We start from the raw sequence: 26,194 nt of genomic DNA, 5'->3' as shown, positions 1-26,194 counted from the left end.
AGGCCCCTAGGGCCTGTCCGGCGGATCATGCCGCGGGTCGCGGGCCCTGGCACGCGCATCTGCCGCGTTGTCGTCGGTTGCCAACTTCCCCAAGCTCTCGGCTCCGCTCGAGCAGGGGAGACCCCACTGCGTTGTCGCCCTCCTCCGCCTTGCAGCTGCACGCACCAGACCCCGCTCACCAGCACCGCACAGTGGACGCCACCCGCACGCGACCTGATCCGCCGGACAGGCCCTAGGGCCCGCCCCTTCGCGAAAGGACCCGCGCGAGGGACTCCACGACCTCCGGCTGGTAGTCGCGGCCGGTGCCGAGGCGCAGGCGCTCCAGGGCCTCCAGGGGGCCGCCGAGCGACCCCGATGGTCCTTCTCCCCGCGCCATCTCGTCGTACGCGTTCGCGGTGCGCACAATCCGTGCGGTGAGCGGCTGGTCACGGTAGGGGTCCGCCTGGCGCTCGACGACCACGGCGACCGCGGAGTCCACCCCTGTCTGGCGTACGACGGCGCCGCCGAGCAGGGCTATTCGCCGTTGTTCCGGCTCGGGCAGGGCCGCGGTGGCGCCCGCGGGCACCGGGTCGACGAGGGAGAGCTGGCCGATGTCGTGCATCAGCGCCGCATGCTCGAGGACGGTGAGGTCCGGCTCGGAGAGCCCCAGGTCTCGCCCCACGTCCCGGCTGAGCCCCGCGACCCTGCGGGCATGCCCCTGCGGGGTGTATCCGGCGATCTCCGTGGCCCTGGCCAGGGAGGCGATGGTCTGCCGGTAGGTCGCCCGCACGGCCGCGTACCGCCGGAAGGACAGCTGGGTGAGCAGCAGCGGGAGGCTGAACACGGGCAGCGCCCAGAGCCCCGCCACGGCCACCGCGAGCGCCATCACGGCCCCCGTCGCGCACACCGCGGACCCGATGCCGAGCATGGCCCGCAGCTCGTCGCGCAGGAGCGGCCCGAACGGCCATCCGGTGCGGGCGTGCGCCGTCGTCGCGGCGAGCACGGCGTCGCAGAGCGCGGTGAGGACGAGCACCGCGACGATGACGAGCGCGAAGTACGGCCCGTGACCGACCCAGTCCTTCAACTTCCCCGAGTTGTACAGGGGTTGGAAGCACACGGCGGCGAATCCGACGGTCAGCACGCGCCGGGCCATGTGATCGCGCGAGGGCCCTTGGCCGAGCGCCACGTGCGGCACCGCGCCGACGAGCGCGGCCGCGACGACCACGGCGATCACCTGGAGCACGCCGTGGTGCGTGGCCTGCTCCGCGTTCTCCCCGAGCAGGGCGTACGACAGGGCTGCCGCGGCCCCCAGCGGCGCGGGCTCCCGCTCCCGCGCACTCCCCCACCGCGCCAGCTCCCCGAGCGCGACGAGCACCCCGAAGGCCAGCGCGACCCGCCCTTCGGTGACCCCGTGCCAGAGGGTCCACCCGAGGGAGAGCAGGGCGAGCAGCGAGGCAAGGGCGTTCACTGCCGTGGGCAGGCGGGCGCGGCCCCCGGTGCCGGGTGCCGGGGCGGAGGCGCTCACCCCGGCACCGAGCCAGGCACCGCGGGCGCGGGCAGGACCGGACCGGGGGGCGGCACGGGCCCGCCCGGGTCCGGCACGTCGGACGTGACCTCCGCATGCCACCCGTACCGCTGAAGCGCCCGCGCCAGCGCGTCGACCATCGCCGGGTCGAACTGCGCCCCGGCACACCGGGAGAGCTCCTCGAGGGCCACCGGCACCGGCCGGGCCCGCCGGTAGGACCGTGTGGACGTCATCGCGTCGAAGGCGTCCGCGACGGCCACCACCCGCGCGGACTCGGGGATCTGCGCCCCGGCGAGGCCGTACGGGTAGCCGCTCCCGTCGATCCGCTCGTGGTGGTGCAGGATCGCCGCCCGCGCGTCGCCGAGGAATCCGATGCCGCGCACCATCTCGTGTCCGTACTCGGGGTGCAGCTCGATGACGCGCCGCTCCTCCGGCGTCAGGGGTCCGTCCTTGCGCAACAGCCGTGTGGGGACGCCGAGTTTGCCGACGTCGTGCAGGATGCCCGCGAACCGCAGCACCTCCACGCGCTCGTCGTCCATGCCCAGTTCGCGTGCGATGAGCACCGAGGCGCGGCCGACCCGTTCGCTGTGTCCGCGGGTGTACTTGTCCTTGATGTCGACGGCCTGGACGAGCGCCCTGATGGTGGCCTGGTGGGCGGCCCGCTCGCGGTGGTACTGCGCGAACACCCAGCAGGAGACGCCCATCGGGAGCAGCACGAGCAGCCCGGCCGCGGGCCCGTACGGACTGGTCCACAGGACCGCCATCATCAGCCCGGCGAGCCCGTGCACCGCGACCGGCGCCAGCGAGCGCAGGAAGACCCCGCGCCACGCGGCGCGCGGCGGCACCCGCTCGGCGGTCACGAGGATCCCGCCGTCCAGGACGGTGAGCACCGCGGAGAACGCGAGCACGGCGGCTCCTGCGGGCCACAGGACGTACGGAAAGTCGGGCGCCGCACAGGCCGCGGCCCCGCCGAGCGCCCCGTACGTACGGGCCGACACCCAGGCGGCGACGGCGAGTTGGGCCGCGCGCCACAGGCGCCGCACCCAGCGGGGGTGCCGGTCGACGCGGGCGAGCAGCGCGCCGGGCACGGCGACGAGCGCGGCGGCCGACGGCGGCAGCAGGAACACCCCGGCGAGCAGCACGGGGAAGAAGGTGCCGAGGCCGCGCGGGGCCCGGCGGCCGACGAAGCGGCACCGGGTGACCTGCTCGCACGCGGCGAAGAGCACCGCGAGGAGGGCGACGGCGGGCCACGGCGTGCGCGCGCCGAACGCGGGCGCGGCGCAGGCGGCGCCGGCCAGGGCGACACCCAGGATGTAGACGCGGGCCCGCACCGGCACCGACCGCATGGAGTTCTCCTCCCCGTTCCAGCTCCGGAGACTAGAACGGCGGCCTCCCGGCCAGCGCCCGGCGGCCGCGAATTAGCACGTTCGAGTGACGGAAGGGGAAACGGGGGTGCAACGAGGGCGGGCCGCGACAGAAAACGTCGCGGCCCGCCCTCGAAGGGTGACTCTGCCGGTCAACTCACGCCGGTGGTGCGGCAGTTCAGGCTTCGCCCGCCGCCACGTCCTGCGTGACGTCACGCTCGGGCACGGCCTGCCCCGAGCGGATGAGGTCGATGCGCCCCATGACCTTGGCCCGCAGGTCGACGGGCACGTCGTCCTGGCCGCAGCAGCGCTTCACCAGCTTCTTGACCGCCTGCTCGAGGCCGTACTTCTCCAGGCACGGAGAGCACTCCTCGAAGTGCGTCTCGAACTTGGTGCAGTCGCTGTCCGGCATCTCGTGGTCCAGGAACTCATAGAGATGGTCCAGGACTTCACTGCAGTCAGTCTCGTGCGGCTCTCCGCAGCTCATGAGCCCGAGCCTTTCGTTCCGTTCGACTCCCCGGCGCCCGCCGGGACGAGCCCGCGCTCACGGGCGTAGTCCTCCAGCATGCCGCGCAGCTGGCGACGGCCGCGGTGCAGTCGGGACATCACCGTACCGATGGGTGTCCCCATAATGTCCGCGATCTCCTTGTACGCAAAGCCCTCTACGTCGGCCAGATAGACGGCGATGCGGAATTCCTCGGGGATGGCCTGGAGCGCCTGCTTCACGTCCGAGTCGGGCAGGTGGTCCAGCGCCTGCGACTCGGCGGAGCGCAGACCGGTGGACATGTGCGACTCGGCGCGCGCCAGCTGCCAGTCCTCGATCTCCTCGGCGGCGCTGCGCTGGGGCTCGCGCTGCTTCTTGCGGTACGAGTTGATGAATGTGTTCGTGAGGATGCGGTACAGCCACGCCTTGAGGTTGGTGCCCTCGCGGAACTGGTGGAACGACGCGTACGCCTTCGCGTAGGTCTCCTGCACCAGGTCCTCAGCATCCGCCGGATTGCGCGTCATGCGCAGCGCCGCCGAGTACATCTGGTCGAGGAACGTCAGCGCGTCCCGCTCGAAGCGGGCCGTGCGCTCCGCGGCCGTCTCGGACTTCTCCGAACTCTCTCGGGGCTGCTCCGCCTGGCCGTGCTCGGTCCCTGCGTCGGTCCCAGTGACCGGACCCACCTCCTCCAACGACGTGGTGAGGCCAAAAGCAGCCCCACTCGAATCGGAGGATAGACGACGATCCGTGCCCCGCGCCGCCCGAATAGATGCGGTTTTGGGTGCGCTCAAGACCGTCCACTCCAGGTCAGAGGCGCTGGAGCGGTTCGGGCAGATGGTCGAACCCATGCGGCGGACTTCCTCTCGCGACGATCGGCGGCGAATCTTCTGCGACGGCGTGCACCGTCTGCGTTCACCGTCTGTTCGCCACAACAGAGGTCACCCGCCCAACATTCCCGTCCAGCGCGTGACGGCGTCCGTGATGATCTTCACGGCCTCGTCCTGCCCGATGTCCGCCCGCTTCGGCACGGCGAACCCGTGGTCCGCGTGAGGGATCTCGACGAGTTCGTATACGCCTTCGGGGAACTCCGCGGGCTTCCCGAAGGGGTCGTTGCCGCCCTGCACGACGAGCATCGGGACGCCCGCGCCGAGCAGTTCGGGGGCACGCGACTTCTCCGGCCTGCCCGGCGGGTGCAGCGGGAAGGAGAGCGCGAGCACGGCCGCGGCGCCCAGTTCGGTCGCGGTGCGGCAGGCGACACGGGCCCCCGCGCTGCGCCCGCCGGAGATCACCGGGAGCCCCTTCTTCTCCAGGGCGGGCCAGATCCCGCGCCACCCCACGTCCAGGGTCTTCGGCGCGGGCGCCACCTTCTTGCCCGCGACCCGCCAGGGCTGCTCGACGAGGGCGACGGTCACGCCGTGCGCGGGCAGCGCGGCGGCGATGCCCTGGAGGTCACGGGCCTCGATGCCGCCGCCCGCGCCGTGGCTGACGGCGAGGACGAGGCGGGCGCTCTTCGCGGGAGCCGGGTGCCAGGTGATGCGCGCCTCGCCGGCGTCGGTCTGGATGATCTCGCTCTGTGTCACATGCGTCACGTCAGAAGAGTGTGCCCTCTTCGGGGCCCTCCAGCTCCGTCAGCAGCTCCGGGCCGTTGTTGCGTACGTTGCTGACGGCCGTGGACACCGGGTAGGCGCGCATCAGGCCGTGCGGCGGCGGCTCCAGGAGGGTGCGCAGGTCCTCGACGTCCGTGCGGGACGGGTCGAGCCAGGCGTCCCAGCGGTCCGGCGTCAGCATCAGCGGCATCCGCGGGTGGATGTCGGCGAGCGAGCGCGGGCCCTCCTCGGGGCCGACCGCGAGCGGTGTGGTCTCCGCCTCCGTGGTGATCACCGTGCAGGTCACCCACCAGGCGAGCGGGTGCTCGTCGGGCAGCGTCTTGTCCCGCCAGAACTCGTAGAGCCCGGCCATGGCGAAGACCGAGCCGTCGGCGGGCGTCACGAAGTACGGCTGCTTGCGCGGCCGCTTCTTCTTGCCCTCGACCTCCAGCTGCCGCTCGTCGGAGGCGGTCACCCACTCGTAATAGCCGTCGGCGGGCAGGACGCAGCGCCGGGTCGCGAAGGCCCTGCGGTAGGACGGCTTCTCGTGGACGGTCTCCGCGCGGGCGTTGATCATGCGGGCGCCGCCCTCGGGCGTCTTGGACCAGGAGGGCACGAGGCCCCACTTCAGCGTGCGCAGCTGGCGAACCGGACGCGGGTCCTCGGCGTCTTTCAGTGGACGGTCGAGGACCGCGTAGACCTCCTTGGTGGGGGCCACGTTGAAATCGGGGGCGAGCGCCTCCTCCGGCTCCCACTTCTCGATCTCAAAGATTCCTGCGAGATCCTCGGGCCTACGACTGGATGCATACCGTCCGCACATACGTGCCAGACTGCCAGGCCCGCCCGTCGCCCGACCACCACCCCTCAACGATGCGCTCCGCGCAGCCAGCCCTGATGACGACCCGAGGAGCCGGTCCCAGTAATGGAAAGCACCGCCAGCGCCAGCCTGACCGACCTCTGGGACCGCGTGTTCGGCACCCAGTCCGCGCCCGAGCAGTGGCTGGTCGTCGCGGCCGGTGTCGTCGCCCTCGCCGTCGTCGTCCCGCACAACGCCTGGCGCCTCGCCCGCAACGCCATCACCATCGCGCACGAGGGCGGCCACGGCCTGATCGCCCTGCTCACCGGGCGCCGCCTCGACGGCATCCGGCTGCACTCCGACACCTCGGGCCTCACCGTCTCGCGCGGCAGGCCCACCGGCATCGGCATGATCCTGACCGCGGCCGCGGGCTACACCGCGCCGCCGCTGCTCGGCCTCGGCGGCGCGGCCCTGCTCGCCTCGGGACGCATCACGGCGTTCCTGTGGATCGCGACCGCGCTGCTCGTGGCGATGCTGGTGATGATCCGCAACGCGTACGGCGCCCTGACGGTCGTCGTCGCAGGCGGCACCTTCCTGCTCGTCTCCTGGCTCGCGAACACGGACGTGCAGGCGGCCTTCGCGTACGCGGTGGTGTGGTTCCTGCTCCTGGGCGGCGTACGGCCCGCCTTCGAGCTGCAGTCCAAGCGCAGGCGCGGAGGGGCGGGCGACTCGGACGCGGACCAGCTGTCCCGGCTCACCAACGTCCCGGCGGGGATGTGGCTCTTCCTCTTCCACGCGGTGTCGCTGTGCTCCCTGATGGGCGGGGCGCGCTGGCTCCTCGACGTATGAGCCGCCGGTGGGCCCATGGCTCCTACCAGTTCTCTGTTTCGCCTGGATTTCGCCACATTTGATCAAGATTCCCGGTTACCGGCAGCCACTAAAGTGAAGGCATGACCGAAACCCCGGCGCACACCGCCCTCTGGCCCGCCCCGCACGCAAGCGGAGCCGTCACCGCGACGGTCCACGTCCCCGGTTCGAAATCGGTCACCAACCGCGCGCTCGTCCTCGCCTCGCTCGCCGCCGAGCCCGGCTGGCTGCGCCGCCCGCTGCGCTCCCGCGACACCCTGCTGATGGCCGGCGCCCTGCGCGCCATGGGCGTCGGCATCGAGGAGGGCGTGGGCCCCGACGGCTCCGGCGAGGCCTGGCGCGTGATCCCCTCCGGCCTGCACGGCCCGGCCACGGTCGACGTCGGCAACGCGGGCACGGTCATGCGCTTCCTGCCCCCGGTCGCCGCCCTCGCCGACGGCCCGATCCGCTTCGACGGCGACCCCCGTTCGTACGAGCGCCCGCTGCACGGCGTGATCGACGCCCTGCGCGTACTCGGCGCCCGCATCGACGACACCACGTACGGCAGCCCCGGCGCCCTGCCCCTGACCGTGCACGGCGGCGGCGCCCTGGAGGGCGGCCGGGTCGAGATCGACGCCTCGTCCTCCTCCCAGTTCGTGAGCGCCCTGCTGCTGTCGGGCCCCCGCTTCAACCAGGGCGTGGAGGTGCGGCACGTGGGCGGTTCGCTGCCGTCCATGCCGCACATCCGGATGACCGTCGACATGCTGCGCTCGGTCGGCGCCCAGGTGGACACCCCGGAGGCGGGCGGCGAGCCGAACGTGTGGCGGGTGACCCCCGGCGCCCTGCTCGGCCGCGACCTCACCGTCGAGCCCGATCTGTCGAACGCCCAGCCGTTCCTCGCCGCGGCCCTGATCACCGGCGGCACGGTCACCATCCCCGACTGGCCCGCGCACACCACACAGCCCGGCGACGCGCTGCGCCGGATCTTCACGGAGATGGGCGGCTCCTGCGAGCTGACCGAGCAGGGCCTGGTGTTCACCGGGTCCGGGTCCGTGCACGGCATCGACGTGGACCTCAGCGAGGTCGGCGAGCTCACGCCCGGCATCGCCGCGGTCGCGGCGCTCGCCGACTCCCCCTCCACGCTGCGCGGCGTCGCCCATCTGCGCCTGCACGAGACGGACCGCCTGGCCGCGCTCACCAAGGAGATCAACGAACTGGGCGGCGACGTCACCGAGACCGCCGACGGACTGCACATCCGGCCGCGCAGGATGCACGGCGGCATCTTCCACACCTACGACGACCACCGCATGGCGACCGCGGGCGCGATCATCGGCCTCGCGGTGGACGGCGTACAGATCGAGAATGTGGCGACGACGGCGAAGACCCTCCCGGACTTCCCCGACCTCTGGACCGGAATGCTCGGGAACTGACGGGCGGAACGAGAACATGCGCCGCTACGGCAAGAACCCCGACGAGGACGACATCCGCGTCCGCCCCAACCGCAAGGGCAACCGCCCCCGCACCCACATCAGGCCCAAGCACGAGGACGCGGCCGAGGGAATGGTCCTCACCGTGGACCGCGGCCGCCTCACCGTCCTGGTCGACGACCGGGTCGTGATGGCCATGAAGGCCCGCGAGCTGGGCCGCAAGGCCGCCGTGGTGGGTGACAGGGTCGCGGTCGTCGGGGATCTGTCCGGCAAGAAGGACACCCTCGCGCGGATCGTACGGATCGAGGAGCGCACCTCGGTCCTGCGCCGTACGGCCGACGACGACGACCCGTACGAGCGCGTGGTCGTCGCCAACGCCGACCAGCTCGCCATCGTCACCGCCCTGGCCGACCCCGAGCCGCGCCCGCGCCTGATCGACCGCTGCGTCGTGGCGGCTTACGACGGCGGCCTCGAACCGATCCTCGTCCTGACCAAGTCGGACCTGGCGCCGGCCGACAAGATCCTCGAGACGTACGCCGCGCTCGACATCCCCTATGTGGTCACCAGCCGCGAGGAGTTCACCGACGGCGCCGAGCTCGCGCAGGTCCACGAGCTGCTCGACGGGCATGTCACCGCGTTCGTCGGCCACTCCGGCGTGGGCAAGACGACGCTGGTCAACGCGCTCGTGCCGGAGGAGCGGCGGCGTACGACCGGTCATGTCAACGCGGTCACCGGACGCGGCAGGCACACCACCACATCGGCCCTCGCGCTCCCCCTTGCGGGCGCGGACGGCTGGGTGATCGACACCCCGGGCGTACGGTCCTTCGGGCTCAACCACGTCGACCCGTCCCGCGTCATCCTCGCCTTCCCCGACCTGGAGCCGGGGACGGTGGACTGCCCGCGCGGCTGCAGCCACGACGAGAAGGACTGCGCCCTGGACGCCTGGGTCGCCGACGGTCACGCCGACCCGGCCCGCCTCTACTCACTGCGCAGGCTGCTCGCAACGCGGGAGCGACGCGACGGCGACTGAACTGCCCGTTGTTTGCACCGCGCGGGTAAAGGTAAATGCATAATCGCACCAAGCCGGATTCAAGCCAGACGAAGCGGTCGCGGAACGTATACGGGTACGGGAGGCAAGGACATGGCGTGGCTGCTGGTCATCGTGGCGGGGATTCTTGAGACGGGCTTCGCGGTCTGCCTGAAGCTCTCGCACGGCTTCACCAGGATCTGGCCCACGATCGCGTTCGCCTGCTTCGCGCTCAGCAGCTTCGGTCTGCTGACCCTCGCGCTGAAGAAGCTCGACGTGGGGCCCGCGTACGCGGTCTGGACGGGCATCGGCGCCGCGGGCACCGCGATCTACGGAATGGTCTTCCTCGGCGACCTGGTCTCCACGCTCAAGCTCGTCTCGATCTCCTTCGTGATCGTCGGCGTGATCGGCCTCCAGCTGTCCGGCTCCGCGCACTGACCCACCGGATCACTTGGCGCCCACCCAGCGCCCGATGGCCCCGCGGACCAGCTCCGCGGGGTCGTCGTCGCTTCCGGCGGGCGCGACGACGTACGACAGGGCGAGCCGGACCGCGCTCTCGCAGGCGAGGGCCAGCTCCGGATCCCGTGCCGAGCGCCCCCGGCCGCCGAGCGCGAGCACCGCGCGGTCCCGCACCAGCGCGAGCAGCTCCGCCGACGTGGGCACCCCGGCATCCGCGCGGCGCTGCGCGGGCACCGGCGACGTGGACCCCGCCGATCTGCTCGGCGCGGGCAGCCGCTCGCCCCAGCAGCCGGTGAGCGCGGCCCGCACGAGGGCGTTGCCGCGCGCGGCGCCCACCGTCCACGCGGCCACGGCGGCGAGCCGGTCCGCGGGCTCGCGCTCCTCGGCGAGTGCGCGCTCGACGCCGTGCAGATAGCCGTCCGTCTCGCGCCGCAGCAGGGCGCGGGCGAGCCCGTCCTTGCTGCCGAACTCGTTGTAGAGGGTCTGCCGTGACACCCCGGCGACGGCCGCGACGTCGACCATGCGGACACCGGGCCACGGTCGTCGGGCGAGCGCCGTGTACGCCGCGTCCAGTAAGGATTCCCGTGCTGCAGGCATCGTCGCCTCCCCGGGCCGAAGCGGCTCCGGTGCCAGAGTTGACGCGCTCGGCAGCACTGTCAATAGCTCCGGCGCGAGGACCGGCGATGCCGCGCGCGGCGGGCCGCGGACGCCCCGCACACGGGCGCTGTGGCTCGTGCCGTACGGGATCGATACTGTTCACTCATGCCCGACTACCACGATGATCTGCGTCTCGCCCATGTCCTCGCGGACGCCGCCGACGCCCAGACCATGGACCGGTTCAAGGCGCTCGACCTGAAGGTCGAGACCAAGCCGGACATGACGCCGGTGAGCGAGGCCGACAAGGCGGCCGAGGAGCTGATCCGCTCCCAGCTGCAGCGCGCAAGGCCGCGCGACGCGATCCTCGGCGAGGAGTACGGCATCGAGGGAACGGGCCCGCGCCGCTGGGTGATCGACCCGATCGACGGCACCAAGAACTACGTGCGCGGCGTCCCGGTCTGGGCCACGCTCATCTCCCTGATGGAGGCGGGCGAGGGCGGCTACCAGCCGGTGGTCGGCGTCGTCTCCGCGCCCGCGCTCGGCCGCCGCTGGTGGGCGGCGAAGGGCGGCGGCGCCTACACGGGACGCAGCCTCACCTCGGCGACCCGGCTGCACGTCTCCAAGGTCTCGCGGCTCCCGGACGCCTCACTCGCGTACTCCTCCCTCTCGGGCTGGGAGGAACAGGGCCGCCTCGACGGCTTCATGGACCTCACGCGCGCGGTCTGGCGCACCCGCGGCTACGGCGACTTCTGGCCGTACATGATGGTGGCCGAGGGCTCGGTCGACATCTGCGCGGAGCCGGAGCTCTCGCTGTGGGACATGGCGGCGAACGCGATCGTCGTGACGGAGGCGGGCGGCAGCTTCACCGGCCTCGACGGCAGGGCAGGGCCGCACAGCGGCAACGCGGCGGCGTCGAACGGCCTGCTCCACGACGAGCTGCTCGGCTATCTCAACCAGCGGTACTGAGCATTTCTCGCCGCGCCCCACAAGGCGCGCGAAGTGCGCGGCGTACGCCCTGAACTGACCGCACGCGCCCCCTTGTTGGCATCCCGCATGGCTGCGACTCTGAGAGTCCCCCCACTTGTGAACTTGTGAATCCGTTCTCCAGCTGGGTAGCGGAGGCAATCCTTCGCCCACCCGGAGCCCGCGGTTTCACCAAGGAGGTGGCTCACGCCCATGCTCGTCCGCGACGCCATGAGCACGATGGTCCTCACCATCGGTCCCGCCCACACCCTCCGTCAGGCGGCCCGGCTGATGTCGGAGCGCCGCGTCGGCGCGGCCGTCGTCCTCGACCCCGACACCTATGGACTCGGCATCCTGACCGAGCGCGACATCCTCAACTCCCTCGGCCTCGGCCAGAACCCCGACCTGGAGACCGCGGGCACGCACACCACGACGGACGTCGTCTTCGCCACGCCCGCATGGAGCCTGGAGGACGCCGCGGACGCCATGTCGCACGGCGGCTTCCGGCACCTGATCGTCATGGACGGCAACGATCCGACCGGGATCGTCTCGGTCCGGGACATCATCCGCTGCTGGGCCCCGGTCAGGCGCGCGTCGACCGCGGCGACGGCCACGATGGCGGGCTGAACACGGCGGCGGGCCGGACCCCCGAAGGAATCCGGCCCGCCCCCTGCCCACGACAAGCGGTTCAGCCGCGCAGGGCCTGGACCGCGGCCTCGAGCCGCTTGCCGAAGTCGTCGTCCGCCCTGCGGAAGTTGTCGATGGCACGCTCGGCGATGTCGTCGCGCGAGACGCCCGCGATGTTGCCCGCGAGGTTCTCGATCAGACGCGCCTTCTCGTCCTCGGACATCAGCCGGTAGAGGTTGCCGGCCTGCACGAAGTCGTCGTCCTCGGCGTGCGAGGGCGTCGCGTGGTTGCCCGTGCCGCCGGAGACGGCGCTGGTCACCCAGAGCGGCCGGTCCGTCTGGTACGGGCCACCGAAGGAGTTGGGCTCGTAGTTCTTCGCGCCCTTGTGACGGCCGTCGTACAGGACACCGTCACGGCCGTACGAGCGCGCCTCGGTGGCGTGCGGACGGTTCACCGGCAGGTGGTCGGCGTTGATGCCGACGCGGTAGCGGTGGGCGTCGCCGTACGCGAAGAGACGGCCCTGGAGCATCTTGTCCGGGGAGGGGCCGATGCCCGGCACGAAGTGCGCGGGGCTGAAGATCGCCTGCTCCACCTCGGCGAAGATGTTCTCCGGGTTGCGGTTGAGCTCCAGCTTGCCGATCTCGATCGGCGGGTAGTCCGCGTGCGGCCACACCTTGGTGAGGTCGAACGGGTTGAAGCGGTAGTTCGCCGCGTCGGCCGCCGGCATGATCTGCACCTGCACGGACCAGGTCGGGAAGTCACCGCGCTCGATGGCCTCGCGCAGATCGCGCTGGTGCGAGTCGGGGTCCTTGCCCGCGAGCACCTCGGCGTCGGCGGCCGTGAGGTTCTTGATGCCCTGGTCGGTCTTGAAGTGGTACTTGACCCAGAAGACCTCGCCCGCCTCGTTGTTCCACTGGAACGTGTGCGAGCCGAAGCCGTCCATGTGGCGGTACGACGCCGGGATGCCGCGGTCGCCGAAGAGCCAGGTCACCTGGTGGGTGGTCTCCGGGCTCAGGCCCCAGAAGTCCCACACGTTGTCGGCCTCCTGCGAGCCCGTGTACGGGTCGCGCTTCTGCGTGTGGATGAAGTCCGGGAACTTGATGGCGTCCCTGATGAAGAAGATCGGGGTGTTGTTGCCGACGAGGTCGTAATTCCCCTCCTCCGTATAGAACTTCAGCGAGAAACCGCGCGGGTCGCGCACCGCGTCGGCCGCACCGAGGTTGCCCGCCACGGTGGAGAAGCGGAGGAACGTCTCGGTCTCCTTGCCGACCTCGGAGAGGAACTTCGCGCGCGTCCACTGCGAGACGTCCCGGGTGAGCGTGAACGTGCCGTACGCACCGGCGCCGCGGGCGTGCACGATGCGCTCCGGAATCCGCTCGCGGTTGAAGTGCGCGAGCTTCTCGAGCAGCAGCTGGTCCTGGATCAGCATCGGCCCGCCGACGCCCGCGGTCTCGCTGTTCTGGTTGTCCGCGACCGGCGCCCCGGCCTCCGTGGTGAGCGGTCCCTGCGTCACGTGCGCCTCCTGCGTCATTGCCTGCGAGTCCTGTCCCTTGGCTTGTGCTGGCCCCGATCCTACAATGGACATTGTCTAAGTCAAGTAAGCTTCCAAAGTCACACTCGTTCGGGACTTAGGTCCCTTGCCTGTTAGGCTGGCCCTTATGAGTGACCTACTGGAACGACTGCGCGGACGCGGCTGGCGCATGACAGCGCAGCGGCGCGTCGTGGCCGAGGTCCTCGACGGGGACCACGTCCATCTCACGGCGGACGAAGTGCACGCCCGCGCCGTCGACAAGCTGCCCGAGATCTCCCGGGCGACCGTCTACAACACGCTGGGCGAGCTGGTGACCCTCGGCGAGGTCCTCGAAGTCTCGACGGACCGCAGGGCGAAGCGGTACGACCCGAACGCCCACCGCCCCCACCAGCACCTGGTCTGCGCCCGCTGCGGCGCGATCCGCGACGTCCACCCCACGGGCAACCCCCTGGCCAGCCTCCCCGACTCCGAACGCTTCGGCTTCACGGTCGAGGGCGCGGAAGTCACGTACAAGGGCATCTGCCCGGACTGCGCGACGGGGTAGCCCTTTTTCGTACGCCCCTGAAGGGCCCGGCACCGAGTGGTGCCGGGCCCTTCGGCTTGCAGGCAGGCGCGGTTTGTGGGCAGGCGTTCCGCACGGCGGAACAGGTGGGCACAAACCACTCACGACCCGCACCCAACAGCGAATCTCAGCCAGGCCACACCCCTTCCGGAATCTGACGGTGCGTCATATCGTCGGCGGCGCCCACACATCCGCCTGCCCTCCGCAAGGAGAAGCCCGTGGAAGCTCCGCACCCCAAACTCCAAGCCCACGCAGTGACAAGAACCTTCGGCCGACCCCCCAAGGCCGTACACGCCTTGGGCCCCATAGACCTGAAGATCGCCCCCGGCGAGTTCACCTGCCTGGTCGGCCCCTCCGGCTGCGGAAAATCCACCCTCCTCCGCATAGCCGCAGGCCTCCTCCGCCCCAGCGGGGGCGAGCTGACGATCCGCACCACCACCCCCCGCCCCGCCGCGATGATCTTCCAGGACTACGGCATCTACGACTGGAAGACCGTCCAGGCCAACGTCCGCTTCGGCCTGGACATCCAGAAGGTCCCCCGCCGCGAGGCGAACGCCCGCGCCACGGACTGGCTCACCCGCCTGGGCCTCGCGGATTTCGCCGACGCCTACCCCGCCACCCTCTCCGGCGGCATGCGCCAACGCGTGGCGATCGCCCGCGCGCTGGCCGTGGAGCCCGAAATCCTGCTGATGGACGAGCCGTTCGCGGCCCTGGACGCCCAGCTGCGCACGATCCTGCAGGACGAACTCCTCGCCCTCACCCAGACCACCCGCACCACGACCCTCTTCATCACCCACAGCCTCGAAGAGGCGATCGTCCTCGGCGACCGCGTCCTGGTGATGTCGGCCCGCCCCGGCCGGATCATCGCCGAGCGCCGCCCGCCGTTCCCCCGCCCCCGCTCCGGCGAGGTCCGCGCCGCCCCCGAATTCACCGCTCTGAAGAGCGAGTTGTGGGACCTGCTGCGCGGCGAGGTCGGCACGCAGGCGGCGGCATGAGCACGGCCACGAACAAGACGTCGAAGGCCCCTGAGCAAGAAGACGTACTGGTCAGGAGCCCGGGCCCCCGCGAACTGCACCCCACACGCACCCACCGCAGACGCCGCGCCCTCGAACTGTCGCTCGCCGTCGGCGTACCCGCGGCGCTGATCCTCCTGTGGCAACTCGCCGCCGTCCAGGGCTGGATCGACGACCGCGTCTACCCCGCGCCGCAGACCATCCTGGAGGACGGCTGGGGCCGGGCGGCCGACGGCGATCTGTGGCCGGACGTCTGGGCGACCCTGAAGCGCGTGCTCGCCGGGTACGCGATCGGCACGGTCGCGGGCTACGCCCTCGGCCTCCTCATGGGCTCACTCTCCCTCGTACGAGCGGCACTTGAGCCCACTCTGGACGCCTTGTACGTCGTGCCGAAGCTGGCACTCCTGCCCGTCTTCCTGAACATGTTCGGCCTCGGCGAGGGCCCGCAGATCGCCCTGGTCGCCGCCACGGTCTTCTTCTTCGTCTGGATCTCGACGATGGCGGCGGTCCTCGCCGTGCCGTCGGGACACCGCGACGCCGGGCAGGTCTTCGGCGCGTCGCCGTGGCAGATGTTCCGCCACGTCCTGCTGCCCGCCTCGCTGCCCGCCGTCCTGGTCGGCGCCCGCATCGCCGCCGGAGTCGCGGTCCTGGTGATCGTCGCCTCCGAGCAGATCGCGGCGGCGGACGGCCTCGGCCATCTCATCTTCGACTCGCGCGCGCTCTTCCAGAACGACGTGATGTTCGTCGGCATCGTCTGCGTCGCCGTACTCGGCGTCGTCTTCTCCGAACTGGTCAGGATCGCGGGCAGGTTGCTCACCCCCTGGGCCCCGCGCGACCGGGGCCGAAGCCAGTCATGACCGCACCTTCCGTACGTAGCAGAGCGCTCGGAGGCACCATGCGCACCCGTACGACCACCGCCCTCGTGGCCGTCGCCGCGGCGGCCCTCCTCGCCACGACGAGCTGCGCGAAGGAGGACGACGAGGCCCCCTCCACCCCCGCGAAGCCCCGCACCGTCACCTCGGTCTCCGGCTGCGGCAAGGGCAGTTGGACCGACCCCGCCGATCTGGCACCCGACCGCAGGGCGGCCCGCTGTGCCCCGAACACGCCCGCCCCCAAGCCCCTCCCCGAGGAACGCGGCCTGACGATCGCGACCGGCACCCTGAGCGCCGAGTATGTGGCACCGCTCCAAATGGCCGTGGCCAAGGGCGAGTTCAAGAAGGAGGGCCTGGACGTCGACCTGAAGGTGCTGCCCACCCCCGAGGCCCTCCCCCTGCTGGCCAAGGGCGACATCGACGCCCAGTGGGCGGCCCCCGAGGCCGCCGTGATGAACGGCATCACCAGCGGCTTCGACATCAAGTGGACGGCCGGCAACTTCTCCCCCGCCCCCACCTCCAAGAGCGGCCTGTGGGTGCGGCTGAAGAAGAACGAGAGCGCGTCCCACGTCCCCATGGCGGGCCGCAAGCTCGGCACGATGATCGGCAAGGGCTCCGTCATCGCGTACCCCATGAACAAGGCCCTGAAGAAGCACGGCGGCGGTCTCGACGAGATCCAGTTCCAGCAGCTCGGCTCGGCGGACGTCCTCACGGCCCTCCAGAACGGCGGCACCGACTCGGCCTGGCTGCTCGACCCGGTCTGGCGCAAGGTCGACGGCGACAAGAGGTACGCGTTCCTCGGCGGCCAGCCCCAGGGCGAGCCCCTCGGCGGCCTGCTCTTCGGCCCGAACCTGCTGACGAAGGACCCGGACGCGGGCGTCGCCCTGCTGCGCGCGTACATCAGGACGGTCAACACGTACTTCGCGGGCGACTACAAGCGCGATCCCGCGTTCGTCGGCGACCTGGCGAAACTCCTGAAGACGGACGAGGCGGTGCTGAAGTCGACGCCCTCGCTCCGGATGGACTGGGAGATCCGCGCGGGCACCACGGACCGCCTGCAGGACGCGTACCGCGCGGCGGGCGTCTCGAAGGGCGACAAGATCCCGGAAGCGCAGGCGGTCGACCGCGAGCTGTACGAGGAGGCGGTGGGCCACCAATGAATCGAGGGCCGGAAGCCAATCGGCTTCCGGCCCTCGACCGTCAGTAGCGGGGACAGGATTTGAACCTGCGACCTCTGGGTTATGAGCCCAGCGAGCTACCGAGCTGCTCCACCCCGCGTCGATGAACCCAACACTACGCCAGGGCTACGACCAGCGCAAATCGCTTCCGGCCCGCACTCCTGTTCCCCCTGCGCCCCGCACCCGCCGACGCGGGGCGCAGATCATGCGGTCAGCTCCTGATGAAGCGCCTCCTTGAGCCGGGCGGCCCGCTCCGCGACCTCCGCGGGCCCGAGCTCCACCGCCCGCGAGGCCCACCGCTGCCCCTGCGCCAGCTGCCCGCGCCGCGCGTAGAGGAGGGCGAGCCGGAGCGCCGCCCGACCGTGCCCGGCGTCCGCGGCCCGCGTCCACCAGAGCGCCGCCTCCGGCTCGCTGCCCTCCCTGGCGAGCAGCAGCCCGAGGTTGAACGCGCCGTTCCGGCTTCCGGCCTCCGCCGCGAGCCGGTACCACCGCGCCGCCTCGACGACATCGCCCCGCCCCGCGGCCAGCATCCCGACCCGGACCTGGGCGCGCCGGTGCCCCTGCTCGGCGGCCCGCTCGTACCACTCCTCGCACTCGGTCTTCTCCGCCGCGGGCTCACCGAGGACCGGCGGCCCGACGGACGGGCTGCGCGCGTCGAGCACGGTGCCGAGCCGGTACGCCGCCTCGGCGCTGCCGCCCCCTGCCGCGCACCGCAGATGCCGCTCGGCGTCCTGCTCGTCCCCGTCCCGCAGCCGCGCCGTGCCGACCTGGAGCGCGGCGTCGGTGTGCCCGGCCGCCGCCGCCCGCTCGTACCAGAGCAGGGCGGCCGACTCGTCGTCCCGGCTCGCGTAGAGGATCCCGAGGTTGAACGCGGCGTCGACGCTGCCCGCCTCGGCGGCCTTGGAGAACCACGGCTCGGCCCCCGCCGCGTCCCCGCCCTGCAGCAGCAGCACGGCGAGCGCGTTGGCGGCCTCGCGGTGCCCGGCGTACGCGGCACGGCGGTACCACTGGTCGGCCTGTGCGGTCCGCCCCTGCTCGGCACAGAGCAGCCCGAGGTTGTACGCGCCGTTCACATCGCCCGCGTCCATGGCGGCGCGGTACCACCGCTCGGCGGTCTGCGTCTCGCCCCGCTCCGCGTGCAGCGCGCCGAGCGCGTTCGCGGCGTTCCCGTCGCCGTCCTGGGCGGCTTTCAGCCACCACACGGCGGCGCTCTCCTCGTCGCCCGCGTCACGCAGCAGGAACCCGAGCGCGCAGGCCGCCCTGGACTCGCCGTCCTTGGCGGAGTTCAGGTACCAGCGCCCGGCCTCCTTGAGGTCGCCGCGCTGCTCCAGGATCGCGCCGAGGTGCAGGGCGGCCCGCCGGTGCCCGCGTGCGGCCGCCTGCCGGTACCACTGCTCGGCCTCGTCGCCCGCGCGGGACGCGCCGTCCCCGGCCCGTCCGCCGCGCTCGGCGCCCCGCTCGCCCGCCTCCGCGTCGGCCCGCCGGTCGAGCGCCCGCGCAAGGCGGTACGCGGCCTCGCGGTGCCCCCGCTCGGCGGCGGTACGCATCCAACGCTCGGCCCCGACGTCACCGCGGTGCTCCAGGAGGTCGGCGAGCGCGTACGCCCCCAGGGTGTGGCCCTGCTCGGCGGACTGCCGCAGCCAGTACTCGGCGGCGGGCTCGTCGCCGCGCTCGCGGTGGTGGCGCCCGAGCGCGTGCGCCGCCGCGGCGGAACCCGCGACGGCGGCGACCCGCCACCAGCCGGCCGCCTCGTCCGCGTAGCCGCGCTGGTGGAGGAGGACCCCCAGATTGTTCGCCGCGGCACGGTCGCCCTCGGCGGTCGCGGCGCGCAGCAGCGATTCTGCGCCGTCGAGATCACCGCGGCGCAGCAGCAGGCTGCCGAGGACGCTCATCGCGTCGACGTCTCCGGCCTCGGCGGCCAGCCGATGACGCATTTCTTCGGCGGCCGCCCCGGGATCCTCCCGGTCGGCCGGCTGCACAAACCGCCCTGTCTCCAACAGAGTTGCCTTGTCCCCCATAACGTCCATCGTCGCACCACCTGCAACCTGGGTACACCTGGTATACCGCAGCCAGTGAGGTCACTTCAGCGTTTTGTCGACATGCCCACAGAGAGATAAGTGAAACACAGATCCCCCAACTCTCCCCCGACAGAGCACGGTTCGCATTTCTTGGCATAGGACACCCGCACACGACAGGCCCCATGGCACACGACGAAGGCCCGGATCCGTAAGGATCCGGGCCTTCACCTTGCAGTAGCGGGGACAGGATTTGAACCTGCGACCTCTGGGTTATGAGCCCAGCGAGCTACCGAGCTGCTCCACCCCGCGCCGTTGTGTTGAAACCGTACCACGGCGCGAGGTGGCTCCTTGACCGCTCGCTCAGTCGGCCTTGTCCGACCCCTTGTCCGCCGCCTGGTCGCCGCCCTTGTCGGCGTTCTTGTCGCCGCCCTTGTCGGCTCCCTTGTCGGCGTTCTTGTCGTTCTTAGCGGCCTTGGAGGAGGCCTCCTCGGCCCGCTCCAGCGCCTCCTGGAGGCGGTCCTGCGCCTCGCCGTACGCCTTCCAGTCGTTGTCCTTCATGGCGTTCTCGCCGTCCTCGAACGCCTTCTGGGCGTCGTCGAGGGCGTCCTGGACCGTCGGGTCGTTCGTCGTCGGCGGCTTCGTGGTGTCGCCCCCGTCGTCGGCCGGCGGTTTGGTGCCCCCGTCGGCTCCGAAGACCTGGTCGAGGCCCTCCTTCAGGGAGTCCGCGAAGGCCGTCTCCGTGCCGTACGACACAGCCACCTTCTTCAGGAGCGGATACGCCGACTTGCGTCCCTGGACATAGACGGGCTCGACGTAAAGGAATCCGTCGTCCAGTGGCACGGTCAGCAGATTGCCGTAGAGGACATCGGAGTCGGCGCCCTTCATGTCCCGGACGAAGTTGCCGACCTCCGTCATGGAGTTCAGCTTGTTCTGCACCTGTTCCGGACCGTCGACGTCGCCCCTGACTCTCAGGAGCTGCATCTTTCCGTAGTTGTCGCTTCTGGCGTCGGCGTCGACCGTCATGAAGGCCCGTAGGTTGGGCCGCTCACTCGGGGTGAACGTCGTCGTCAGCGAGAACTGCTGCTGCGACTGTCCCGGCGACTTCATGGACAGGTAGTACGGCGGGACCGCACTGTCGTCCTTCTTCGTCGGGTCGTTCGGCACCTGCCAGGCGTCACTCGCGTTGTAGAACTGTCCGGCGTCCGTGACGTGGTACTTCGTGAGCAGTTCGCGCTGCACCTTGAACATGTCCTGCGGGTAGCGCAGGTGGTCCATCAGCTTCGGCGGGATCTCGCTCTTGTCCTTGACCGTGCCCGGGAACGCCTTCTTCCAGGTCTTCAGGACCGGGTCCTTGTCGTCCCAGGTGTAGAGCTTGACGTCACCGGTGTACGCGTCGACGGTCGCCTTCACCGAGTTCCGGATGTAGTTGACCTGGTTCTGCTGCGCGATCACCGTGCGCTGGCTGTCGGCCTGCGACAGGGAGTCGGCGGTGCTGTCGCCGAGCGTGGTCCGCGAGGCGTACGGATAGCCGTTGCTCGTGGTGTACGCGTCGACGACCCACTGGATGCGGCCGTCGACCACGGTCGGATAGACGTCGCCGTCGATCGTCAGCCAGGGAGCCACCGCCTCGACGCGCTCCTTGGGCGTGCGGTTGTACAGGATCCGCGAGCCCTCGCCGATCGCTCCGGAGTACAGGATCTGCGGCTCCCCGAAGGACACCGCGTACGCGGCGCGGTTGATCGGGTTGGAGAGGTTGACCCCGCTGTCGCCCTTGTAGCTGTAGGTCTTCTGGCCGCCGCCGTCCTCTTCGTAGTCGAGCTCCTTCTGGGGCCCGCCCACGATCGAGTACTGCGTGGTCTTCTCGCCGTAGTAGATCCGCTGCTCGTACTCACCGAGGCTGCCGGTGGTGGGCAGGCCGGACTCGGTGAAGTCCGGGGCGCCCTTGGAGCCCTTCTTCGTCTCCGTGCCCTTGGCGGCGACCATGCCGTAGCCGTGGGTGTAGGCGAAGTGGTCGTTGATCCAGTTCCGCTTGTCGAGCTTGTTCACGTTCAGCTCGCGCAGGCCGACGATGGTGTCCTGGCCGTTGTAGCGGTCCACGTCCAGCGTCTTCGGGAACTGGTAGTAGCTGCGCTCCTGCTCCAGCTGCTGGAACGTCGGCGAGACGATGTTCGGGTCGTTCAGCCGGTAGTTGGCCGCCGAGTCCGCGTCCTCACGCTTCTTCTTGGCGTCCTCACCGACCTTGCCCGCGCCCTTGTAGTCCTCGGGCTTCACACCGCTGATCCCGTAGGCGTTCCGGGTGGCCTCGATGTTCTTCTCGATGTACGGCGCTTCCTTGGCCTGCTCGTTCGGCTGGACCTGGAACTTCTGGACGATCGCGGGGTAGAGCCCGCCGATGAGGATCGCCGAGAGCACCATCAGGCCGAAGCCGATGACCGGCAGCTGCCAGGTGCGCCGCCACAGCGTGGCGAAGAAGAGCAGGGCGCAGATGACGGCGATGCAGAACAGGATCGTCTTCGCCGGCAGGTACGCGTTCGCGTCGACGTACTTCAGGCCGGTCCAGTTGTCCGTCGCCTTGAAGTCACTGGACTTCACCGCGAGGCCGTACCGGTCGAGCCAGTACGCGATGGCCTTGAGCGAGACGAAGACGCCGAGCAGCACGGAAAGGTGTCCCGTCGCCGCGGCGGTCGCGCGCGCTCCGGGGCTGGTGATCCGCAGCCCGCCGTACAGGTAGTGCGTCAGGGCGGCGGCGACCAGGGAGAGCACCGCGGCCGCGAAGCCGAAGCCGAGCAGGAAGCGGTACCAGGGCAAGTCGAACGCGAAGAAGGACACGTCCATGTGGAACTGGGGGTCCTTCTGGCCGAACGGCACCCCATTGACCCACAGCAGCCAGGTGCGCCACTGCCCCGCGGCCGACGCGCCCGCGATCAGGCCCACCAGGGCGGTGATCCCGATCAGCAGCCACTTCTTGTACGGGGCGATGCCCATGCGGTACCGGTCGAGGCTCTGCTGCTCCATCGACATGGCACTGAGCGGCGGGCGCAGCCGGTGCGCCAGCCAGATGTTCACGCCGACCGCGGCCGCCATGAGGAGGCCGAAGACGAAGAACAGGCCGATCTTGGTCCACAGGGTCGTCGTGAAGACCGATGAATAGTGGACCGAGCGGTACCACAGCCAGTCCGTCCAGAACCCCGCGAACATGACGAAGGCCATGGCCAGCACGGCCAGGACGCCCAGCGTCATGAGCAGGGTCCGGACCCGCCGGGATGGTCGGCCCACTCTGATCCGTGGCCCCGTCGGGCCTCCGCCGCGGTCCGGCATCTGGAAAGCCAAGGTGCGCACCTCGAAGTTCGCTGTTGATTCTCTGTTGGTCCGTCAGGCCCCCGAGATCGCGGACCCACACCTATGCAACTTACCTACGCTTTACTCGGTTCCCGTTTCCCGGGACTAACGAGGCAGGATTGTGACCATGTCCAACACTCCCATGGCAGCGAGCCCCCTCACCCGGGCCGTGCTCGAGATCGACGAGTACGCATCCGGCCTCGGCTGGGACCGGCCCGCCCGCCTCTTCGCGCTCGTCGACACGGCGCGACTGCGCACCCAAGAACCCGGCCTCGCCTCCCAGCTCGGCCTCGACGACGGCGTGGAACACGCCGGATTGACCCCCATCGAGCAGGAGGAGATCCCCGCGGACAAGCCGCTGGACGAGTTCCTCGGCACCATCGCCTGGCCGGACGCGGTGGCGGGCTGCGCCCTCACCGTGGAGCGCCTGATGCTGCCGCCGTCCGCGGAGACGTCCGTCCCCGACGGTCTCAGCGAGGCCCAGCTCGCGAAGTGGGTGGCCCAGCACCCGGACCGCCAGGAGGTCCGCATGACGGTCGCGGTGCTGCGCGACGGCGCCCGCGAGTCGGCGCTGCGGCTGCGCGAGAAGGACTCGCCGACCGAGGTCCTCACCGGTTCGGACCTGGTGCCGGGTCTGGCGGACGCACTGGCCGCGACGTTCGCGTAACGGCCCCTCGTACGTCCCGTACGCGGGTGGGGGCGATCCCACCCGCGTACTCCCGCCCGCGCGCCCCGGGGCTACGTCTCCGCGGGTCCTGCGGCTACTTCGCGGTGCACTTGGGCAGGTCGGCGGTGTCGCCCTTGCGCAGGGACTCGAGGGACTTCACCGCGTCGTCGATGGTGTCCACCTTGATCAGGGTGAGCCCGTCGGGGACGTCCTTCGCGGCGGTCGCGCAGTTGTCCTTCGGCGTGAGGAAGTACTCGGCGCCCTTCTCGCGCGCGCCGACCGTCTTCATCTCGATGCCGCCGATCGGCCCGACCTTGCCCTTGTCGGTGATGGTGCCCGTGCCGGCCACGAACTTGCCGCCGGTCAGGTCCTCCGGGGTCAGCTTGTCGACGATGCCGAGCGCGAACATCAGACCCGCGCTGGGCCCGCCGACGTCGGCCAGCTTGATGTCGATGGTGAACGGGAAGGTGTGGTCGGTCCCGGCCTCGATGCCGACGATCGCGCGGCCGTCCTTCGCCTTCTCCGTGGTCATCTTGACGTCCTCGGTCCTGGTCGGCTCCTTGTGCGCCTTCTCGGCCGCGGCCGCCTCCTTGACCGGGACGACGGTGAAGACGACGTCCTGGCCCGCCTTGCGCTGGGTGACGAGCTTGGCCACGTCCGTCAGTTCCTTCACGGGCTTGCCGTCGACCTTCTTGATGACGTCGCCCGCGTGCAGCCTGCCTTCAGCGGGGCTGTCCTTGTAGACGGTGTTGACGATGACCTGCGTCTTCACCGGGATGTCCAGCTCCTTGAGGGCCGCGACCTTGGCGCTCTCCTGGGACTGGCTGAACTCCTCGGCGTTCTCCTGGGAGGACTGCTGCTCCGTCTTGCCGTTCGGGTAGAGCGTGTCGTGCGGCACCACGATGTTGTCGTGGGCCAGCCAGCCGTACACGGCCTCGGCGAGGTTCATCCGGTAGTCGGCGCTGGTGACGCTGACCGTCGTCATGTTGAGGTTGCCGGTCGTGGGATAGGTCTTGTGCCCCGAGATCTGCAGCACCGGCTCGCCGTCGTGGTCGCCGAGGGTGTTCACCGTGGGGCCCGGGGACATCTCCGAATAGGGCACCTTGATGAGCACTCCCGCGCAGAGCAGCGCGATCAGCATCAGGGTGGACGCAAGCATCGTCGTGGTGCGGCGTGGCATGGAACGACAGTACGGGACGGGCCTGTGAGTGCACCCCTGGGGCCAGTCCGTACGGGGAGATCACGTACCGGAGCGGTGCGGCCTCACGTGCCGGAGTGCGACTTCTCCATGGCCTCGCGGAACGCCGCGTAGCCGTTGAGTTCGGTGACGTCGCCCGTCCGTCCCGACTTGCGGTTGCGGGCGGCCCAGCTGCCCCACAGACCCGCGCCGACCGCCGCCAGAAGCGGAATCAGCAACCAGGCAAGTGATGCCACGTCGACCTCCCGACCCCATGCGCGACCACAACTGACTGATCAGCAGATTAACCATCCGCATGGTCAACGCTCGCGGCAGGGGTCGGGTTACGCAACCGGAGCCACCCGGGTCAATCGCGCCCCACTGGCAGCGCCGCACCTCAACAGGCGCCGACCCACTCCTCCTTGCCATCGGAGAACCGCTGGTGCTTCCAGATCGGCACCTCGTGCTTGAGGTCGTCGATCAGCTTGCGGCAGGCGGCGAAGGCCTCGGCACGGTGCGGGCAGGAGACGGCCACGATCACCGCGAGATCGCCGACGCCCAGGTCACCGACGCGGTGGACGGCGGCAAGCGCGCGCACCGGATATTCGGCGACGACCTTCTCGGCCACCCGGCGCATCTCGGCCTCGGCGGTGGGGTGCGTCGAGTAGCCGAGCTCGTCGACGTCCGCGCCGCCGTCGTGGTTGCGCACGGTCCCCACGAAGAGCGCCGTGCCGCCCGCCGCGTCGTCACCGACCGCCCGGAATACCTCGTCCAGGGAGAGCGGTGTCTCACGGATCTCGAGGAGGCGGATCGGGTCCTGGGCGGCCTGCTCGCCGGGGTGGTCCATCGTGGTGCTTGCCATGCGGCCATGGTGCCGCACCCGGCGCCCGACACGGAATAGACCTTTCGACCGGCACGCGCGCGTGGGGCCTTGGAGTTCCCTACAGGGCGGTGCCTTCCGTACAGGGAGGTGCCTTGCGCGCGCCTCGTCAGATCCGCCGCCGCGCCTTCCGGGCCCTGCGCACCACCGCCGCCGCGCCCAGCAGCGCGACCGTCGCACCCGCGGCACCCGCGGCCGTCGCGTCCTTGCGCCCGAGCCTGCGCCCGGCCACCGTGCGCCGTCCGGAGACCTCTTCGAGCAGCTCCGCGAGGACCTCCTCGTTGGTCCACTGCGGCCGCCACCCCGCGTCGTGCAGCCTGCTGACGCTGACCACCCAGGGGTACATCGTGTACGCGAGGTCACCGGCCGGGGACGGAGTGAGACCGATGCGGTGCAGCCGGGCCGCGGCGCCGAGCGCGACCGTGGAGGGCAGTTCCATGCGCCGGATCCCGCTGAGCTCCTCGACCTCCTCCTGCTCGAGCCAGCCCTCGCAGCCGACGGCCAGCTCGCCTTCGACCTTCTCCAGGACGGCGTACTCCAGGGCGCTGCACAGGTCCTCGACGTGGCAGAACTGCCAGGCGGGGCGGGAGCCCGCCACGACCAGGAGGCGAGGCGACTCGAAGTAACGGGTCAGGGCCGTGTCCGTGCCACCGACCAGCGTCGCAGGGCGTACGACGGTGACGTTGAGGCCGGGGTGCGCGCGGGGCGCCCTGCGGGCGAGCCGCTCGACCTCGAGGAGGTCCCCGACGCCGGTGGCCTCGGCGGTGGCACGCAGTTCGGCGTCTTCGGAGAGGGGCAGTTCGTTGTCGGGCAGCGCTCCGTAGACCATCGCCGACGTGCAGAGCACGACGCGGTGCACGCCCGCGGCCGCGGCCGCGGTGAGCACGGTCTGGGTGCCGCGCACGTTGTACGCGGTGCGGGCCGCGCCGTCGGTCTCCAGGTCGAGATCGAGCGCGAGGTGCACCACGACGTCGGCGCCGCGCAGCTTCTCGGCGATCGCCGGGTCCCGGACGTCCAGGATGTGCCACTGCGCCTGGGAGCAGTCGCCCCGGCGCTCGTCGATGGCGATGACCTGCTTGATCTCCTCCGAGGCCGCGAGGCGCTCGGTGAGCAGGGCGCCCACGCCGGAGGCGGCGCCGGTGACGGCGACTACGGGCCCTCGGACAGGCGACGGGGTTGAGGGGTTTCGCGCTGCGCGAACCTGTGGATCTGGGGAACTCACCGGGCGTCTCCAGCGGTTGTCTTCAGTACGTACGCGAATGACGCGTACGTACCAG

25 protein-coding genes and 2 tRNA genes are annotated in these 26,194 nt (G+C 70.8%); 11 read left to right on the top strand and 16 right to left on the bottom strand.

All coding sequences use genetic code 11. The features are described from left to right. Positions 1-232 precede the first annotated feature (232 nt). The 6 genes from ACFWZ2_RS04665 to ACFWZ2_RS04640 form a co-directional block, all read right to left on the bottom strand. The gene (locus ACFWZ2_RS04665) at positions 233-1,504 is read right to left on the bottom strand and encodes an HD-GYP domain-containing protein (RefSeq protein ID WP_384541755.1); all 1,272 of its coding nucleotides are present in this window, start codon (positions 1,502-1,504) and stop codon (positions 233-235) included. Further along, complete coding sequence (locus ACFWZ2_RS04660; RefSeq protein WP_384541752.1) at positions 1,501-2,850, bottom strand: HD-GYP domain-containing protein; 1,350 nt, start codon at positions 2,848-2,850, stop codon at positions 1,501-1,503. The genes ACFWZ2_RS04665 and ACFWZ2_RS04660 overlap by 4 nt, the downstream gene beginning before the upstream one ends. A gap of 196 nt (positions 2,851-3,046) precedes the next feature. Continuing rightward, positions 3,047-3,355, bottom strand: a complete 309-nt coding sequence (gene rsrA, locus ACFWZ2_RS04655) for a mycothiol system anti-sigma-R factor (RefSeq protein ID WP_384541749.1) — start codon at positions 3,353-3,355, stop codon at positions 3,047-3,049. Continuing rightward, a complete protein-coding gene (locus tag ACFWZ2_RS04650) occupies positions 3,352-4,035 on the bottom strand; it encodes a sigma-70 family RNA polymerase sigma factor (RefSeq protein WP_384541746.1) in 684 nt (227 codons plus the stop codon). Before ACFWZ2_RS04650 ends, rsrA begins: the two co-directional genes overlap by 4 nt. 255 nt (positions 4,036-4,290) lie before the next feature. Beyond that, positions 4,291-4,941 (bottom strand): alpha/beta family hydrolase, encoded by a 651-nt coding sequence (locus ACFWZ2_RS04645; RefSeq protein WP_384541743.1) that lies wholly within the window; start codon positions 4,939-4,941, stop codon positions 4,291-4,293. A gap of 1 nt (position 4,942) precedes the next feature. After that, positions 4,943-5,758 (bottom strand): SOS response-associated peptidase, encoded by an 816-nt coding sequence (locus ACFWZ2_RS04640; RefSeq protein ID WP_384541741.1) that lies wholly within the window; start codon positions 5,756-5,758, stop codon positions 4,943-4,945. A 102-nt stretch (positions 5,759-5,860) separates the two neighbouring features. Between ACFWZ2_RS04640 and ACFWZ2_RS04635 the strand changes: the two genes are divergently transcribed. The 4 genes from ACFWZ2_RS04635 (at position 5,861) to ACFWZ2_RS04620 (ending at position 9,472) form a co-directional block, all read left to right on the top strand. Then, complete coding sequence (locus ACFWZ2_RS04635) at positions 5,861-6,583, top strand: M50 family metallopeptidase (RefSeq protein ID WP_384541738.1); 723 nt, start codon at positions 5,861-5,863, stop codon at positions 6,581-6,583. A 101-nt stretch (positions 6,584-6,684) separates the two neighbouring features. Further along, the gene (gene aroA / locus ACFWZ2_RS04630) at positions 6,685-8,010 is read left to right on the top strand and encodes a 3-phosphoshikimate 1-carboxyvinyltransferase (RefSeq protein ID WP_384541735.1); all 1,326 of its coding nucleotides are present in this window, start codon (positions 6,685-6,687) and stop codon (positions 8,008-8,010) included. Between the two features lie 16 nt (positions 8,011-8,026). Continuing rightward, positions 8,027-9,037, top strand: coding sequence for a ribosome small subunit-dependent GTPase A (gene rsgA / locus ACFWZ2_RS04625; RefSeq protein ID WP_384541732.1), 1,011 nt, complete (start codon positions 8,027-8,029; stop codon positions 9,035-9,037). A gap of 111 nt (positions 9,038-9,148) precedes the next feature. Beyond that, entirely contained in the window at positions 9,149-9,472 is a 324-nt protein-coding gene (locus tag ACFWZ2_RS04620) for a DMT family transporter (RefSeq protein ID WP_384541729.1), read from the top strand. Between the two features lie 9 nt (positions 9,473-9,481). On the opposite strand, the gene ACFWZ2_RS04615 is transcribed toward ACFWZ2_RS04620, so the two are convergent. Further along, a complete protein-coding gene (locus ACFWZ2_RS04615; protein ID WP_384541726.1) occupies positions 9,482-10,090 on the bottom strand; it encodes a TetR/AcrR family transcriptional regulator in 609 nt (202 codons plus the stop codon). A 165-nt stretch (positions 10,091-10,255) separates the two neighbouring features. On the opposite strand from ACFWZ2_RS04615, the gene hisN reads away from it, so the two are divergent. Both hisN and ACFWZ2_RS04605 read left to right on the top strand, forming a co-directional pair. Further along, complete coding sequence (gene hisN, locus ACFWZ2_RS04610) at positions 10,256-11,056, top strand: histidinol-phosphatase (protein WP_384541723.1); 801 nt, start codon at positions 10,256-10,258, stop codon at positions 11,054-11,056. Positions 11,057-11,266: 210 nt separating this feature from the next. Then, positions 11,267-11,680, top strand: a complete 414-nt coding sequence (locus ACFWZ2_RS04605) for a cyclic nucleotide-binding/CBS domain-containing protein (RefSeq protein ID WP_384541720.1) — start codon at positions 11,267-11,269, stop codon at positions 11,678-11,680. Between the two features lie 61 nt (positions 11,681-11,741). Here the strand turns inward: ACFWZ2_RS04605 and ACFWZ2_RS04600 are convergent, their stop codons facing one another. Continuing rightward, positions 11,742-13,211 (bottom strand): catalase, encoded by a 1,470-nt coding sequence (locus ACFWZ2_RS04600; protein ID WP_384541717.1) that lies wholly within the window; start codon positions 13,209-13,211, stop codon positions 11,742-11,744. Positions 13,212-13,338: 127 nt separating this feature from the next. Between ACFWZ2_RS04600 and ACFWZ2_RS04595 the strand changes: the two genes are divergently transcribed. The 4 genes from ACFWZ2_RS04595 to ACFWZ2_RS04580 all read left to right on the top strand — a co-directional run bounded on the left by ACFWZ2_RS04595 (position 13,339) and on the right by ACFWZ2_RS04580 (position 16,818). Then, positions 13,339-13,755 carry a Fur family transcriptional regulator gene (locus ACFWZ2_RS04595; protein ID WP_384541714.1) on the top strand — a complete coding sequence of 139 codons (417 nt, stop codon included), beginning with the start codon at positions 13,339-13,341 and terminating at the stop codon, positions 13,753-13,755. Positions 13,756-13,991: 236 nt separating this feature from the next. After that, on the top strand, positions 13,992-14,768 hold the full coding sequence (locus ACFWZ2_RS04590; RefSeq protein ID WP_384541711.1) for an ABC transporter ATP-binding protein: 777 nt from the start codon (positions 13,992-13,994) through the stop codon (positions 14,766-14,768). Continuing rightward, positions 14,765-15,643 carry an ABC transporter permease gene (locus ACFWZ2_RS04585; protein WP_384541708.1) on the top strand — a complete coding sequence of 293 codons (879 nt, stop codon included), beginning with the start codon at positions 14,765-14,767 and terminating at the stop codon, positions 15,641-15,643. The genes ACFWZ2_RS04590 and ACFWZ2_RS04585 overlap by 4 nt, the downstream gene beginning before the upstream one ends. 38 nt (positions 15,644-15,681) lie before the next feature. Then, entirely contained in the window at positions 15,682-16,818 is a 1,137-nt protein-coding gene (locus ACFWZ2_RS04580; protein ID WP_384541705.1) for an ABC transporter substrate-binding protein, read from the top strand. Between the two features lie 44 nt (positions 16,819-16,862). Here ACFWZ2_RS04580 and ACFWZ2_RS04575 read toward each other — a convergent pair. The 4 genes from ACFWZ2_RS04575 to ACFWZ2_RS04560 form a co-directional block, all read right to left on the bottom strand. Continuing rightward, positions 16,863-16,936: transfer RNA gene (locus tag ACFWZ2_RS04575), tRNA-Met, on the bottom strand. Positions 16,937-17,039: 103 nt separating this feature from the next. Further along, on the bottom strand, positions 17,040-18,863 hold the full coding sequence (locus tag ACFWZ2_RS04570; RefSeq protein ID WP_384541701.1) for a sel1 repeat family protein: 1,824 nt from the start codon (positions 18,861-18,863) through the stop codon (positions 17,040-17,042). A gap of 226 nt (positions 18,864-19,089) precedes the next feature. Beyond that, positions 19,090-19,163: transfer RNA gene (locus tag ACFWZ2_RS04565), tRNA-Met, on the bottom strand. 51 nt (positions 19,164-19,214) lie between these two features. Continuing rightward, positions 19,215-22,172 carry a UPF0182 family protein gene (locus tag ACFWZ2_RS04560; RefSeq protein WP_384542161.1) on the bottom strand — a complete coding sequence of 986 codons (2,958 nt, stop codon included), beginning with the start codon at positions 22,170-22,172 and terminating at the stop codon, positions 19,215-19,217. A 148-nt stretch (positions 22,173-22,320) separates the two neighbouring features. Between ACFWZ2_RS04560 and ACFWZ2_RS04555 the strand changes: the two genes are divergently transcribed. Beyond that, positions 22,321-22,860: a PPA1309 family protein gene (locus ACFWZ2_RS04555; RefSeq protein ID WP_384541698.1), complete on the top strand. Its 540-nt coding sequence runs from the start codon at positions 22,321-22,323 to the stop codon at positions 22,858-22,860. 94 nt (positions 22,861-22,954) lie between these two features. Here the strand turns inward: ACFWZ2_RS04555 and ACFWZ2_RS04550 are convergent, their stop codons facing one another. The 4 genes from ACFWZ2_RS04550 to ACFWZ2_RS04535 all read right to left on the bottom strand — a co-directional run bounded on the left by ACFWZ2_RS04550 (position 22,955) and on the right by ACFWZ2_RS04535 (position 26,139). Further along, positions 22,955-24,040 carry a PDZ domain-containing protein gene (locus ACFWZ2_RS04550; RefSeq protein WP_384541695.1) on the bottom strand — a complete coding sequence of 362 codons (1,086 nt, stop codon included), beginning with the start codon at positions 24,038-24,040 and terminating at the stop codon, positions 22,955-22,957. 83 nt (positions 24,041-24,123) lie between these two features. Next, positions 24,124-24,294 carry a hypothetical protein gene (locus tag ACFWZ2_RS04545; protein WP_169801310.1) on the bottom strand — a complete coding sequence of 57 codons (171 nt, stop codon included), beginning with the start codon at positions 24,292-24,294 and terminating at the stop codon, positions 24,124-24,126. A gap of 140 nt (positions 24,295-24,434) precedes the next feature. Beyond that, on the bottom strand, positions 24,435-24,899 hold the full coding sequence (locus ACFWZ2_RS04540) for a molybdenum cofactor biosynthesis protein MoaE (RefSeq protein WP_384541692.1): 465 nt from the start codon (positions 24,897-24,899) through the stop codon (positions 24,435-24,437). Positions 24,900-25,026: 127 nt separating this feature from the next. Continuing rightward, positions 25,027-26,139 (bottom strand): SDR family oxidoreductase, encoded by a 1,113-nt coding sequence (locus tag ACFWZ2_RS04535; protein ID WP_384541689.1) that lies wholly within the window; start codon positions 26,137-26,139, stop codon positions 25,027-25,029. Positions 26,140-26,194 lie beyond the last annotated feature (55 nt).

Source organism: Streptomyces sp. NPDC059002 (assembly GCF_042740435.1).
Lineage (GTDB): Bacteria > Actinomycetota > Actinomycetes > Streptomycetales > Streptomycetaceae > Streptomyces.
Note: the sequence above shows the minus strand (reverse complement) of the source record. Positions and strands in the feature narration are given on the sequence as shown.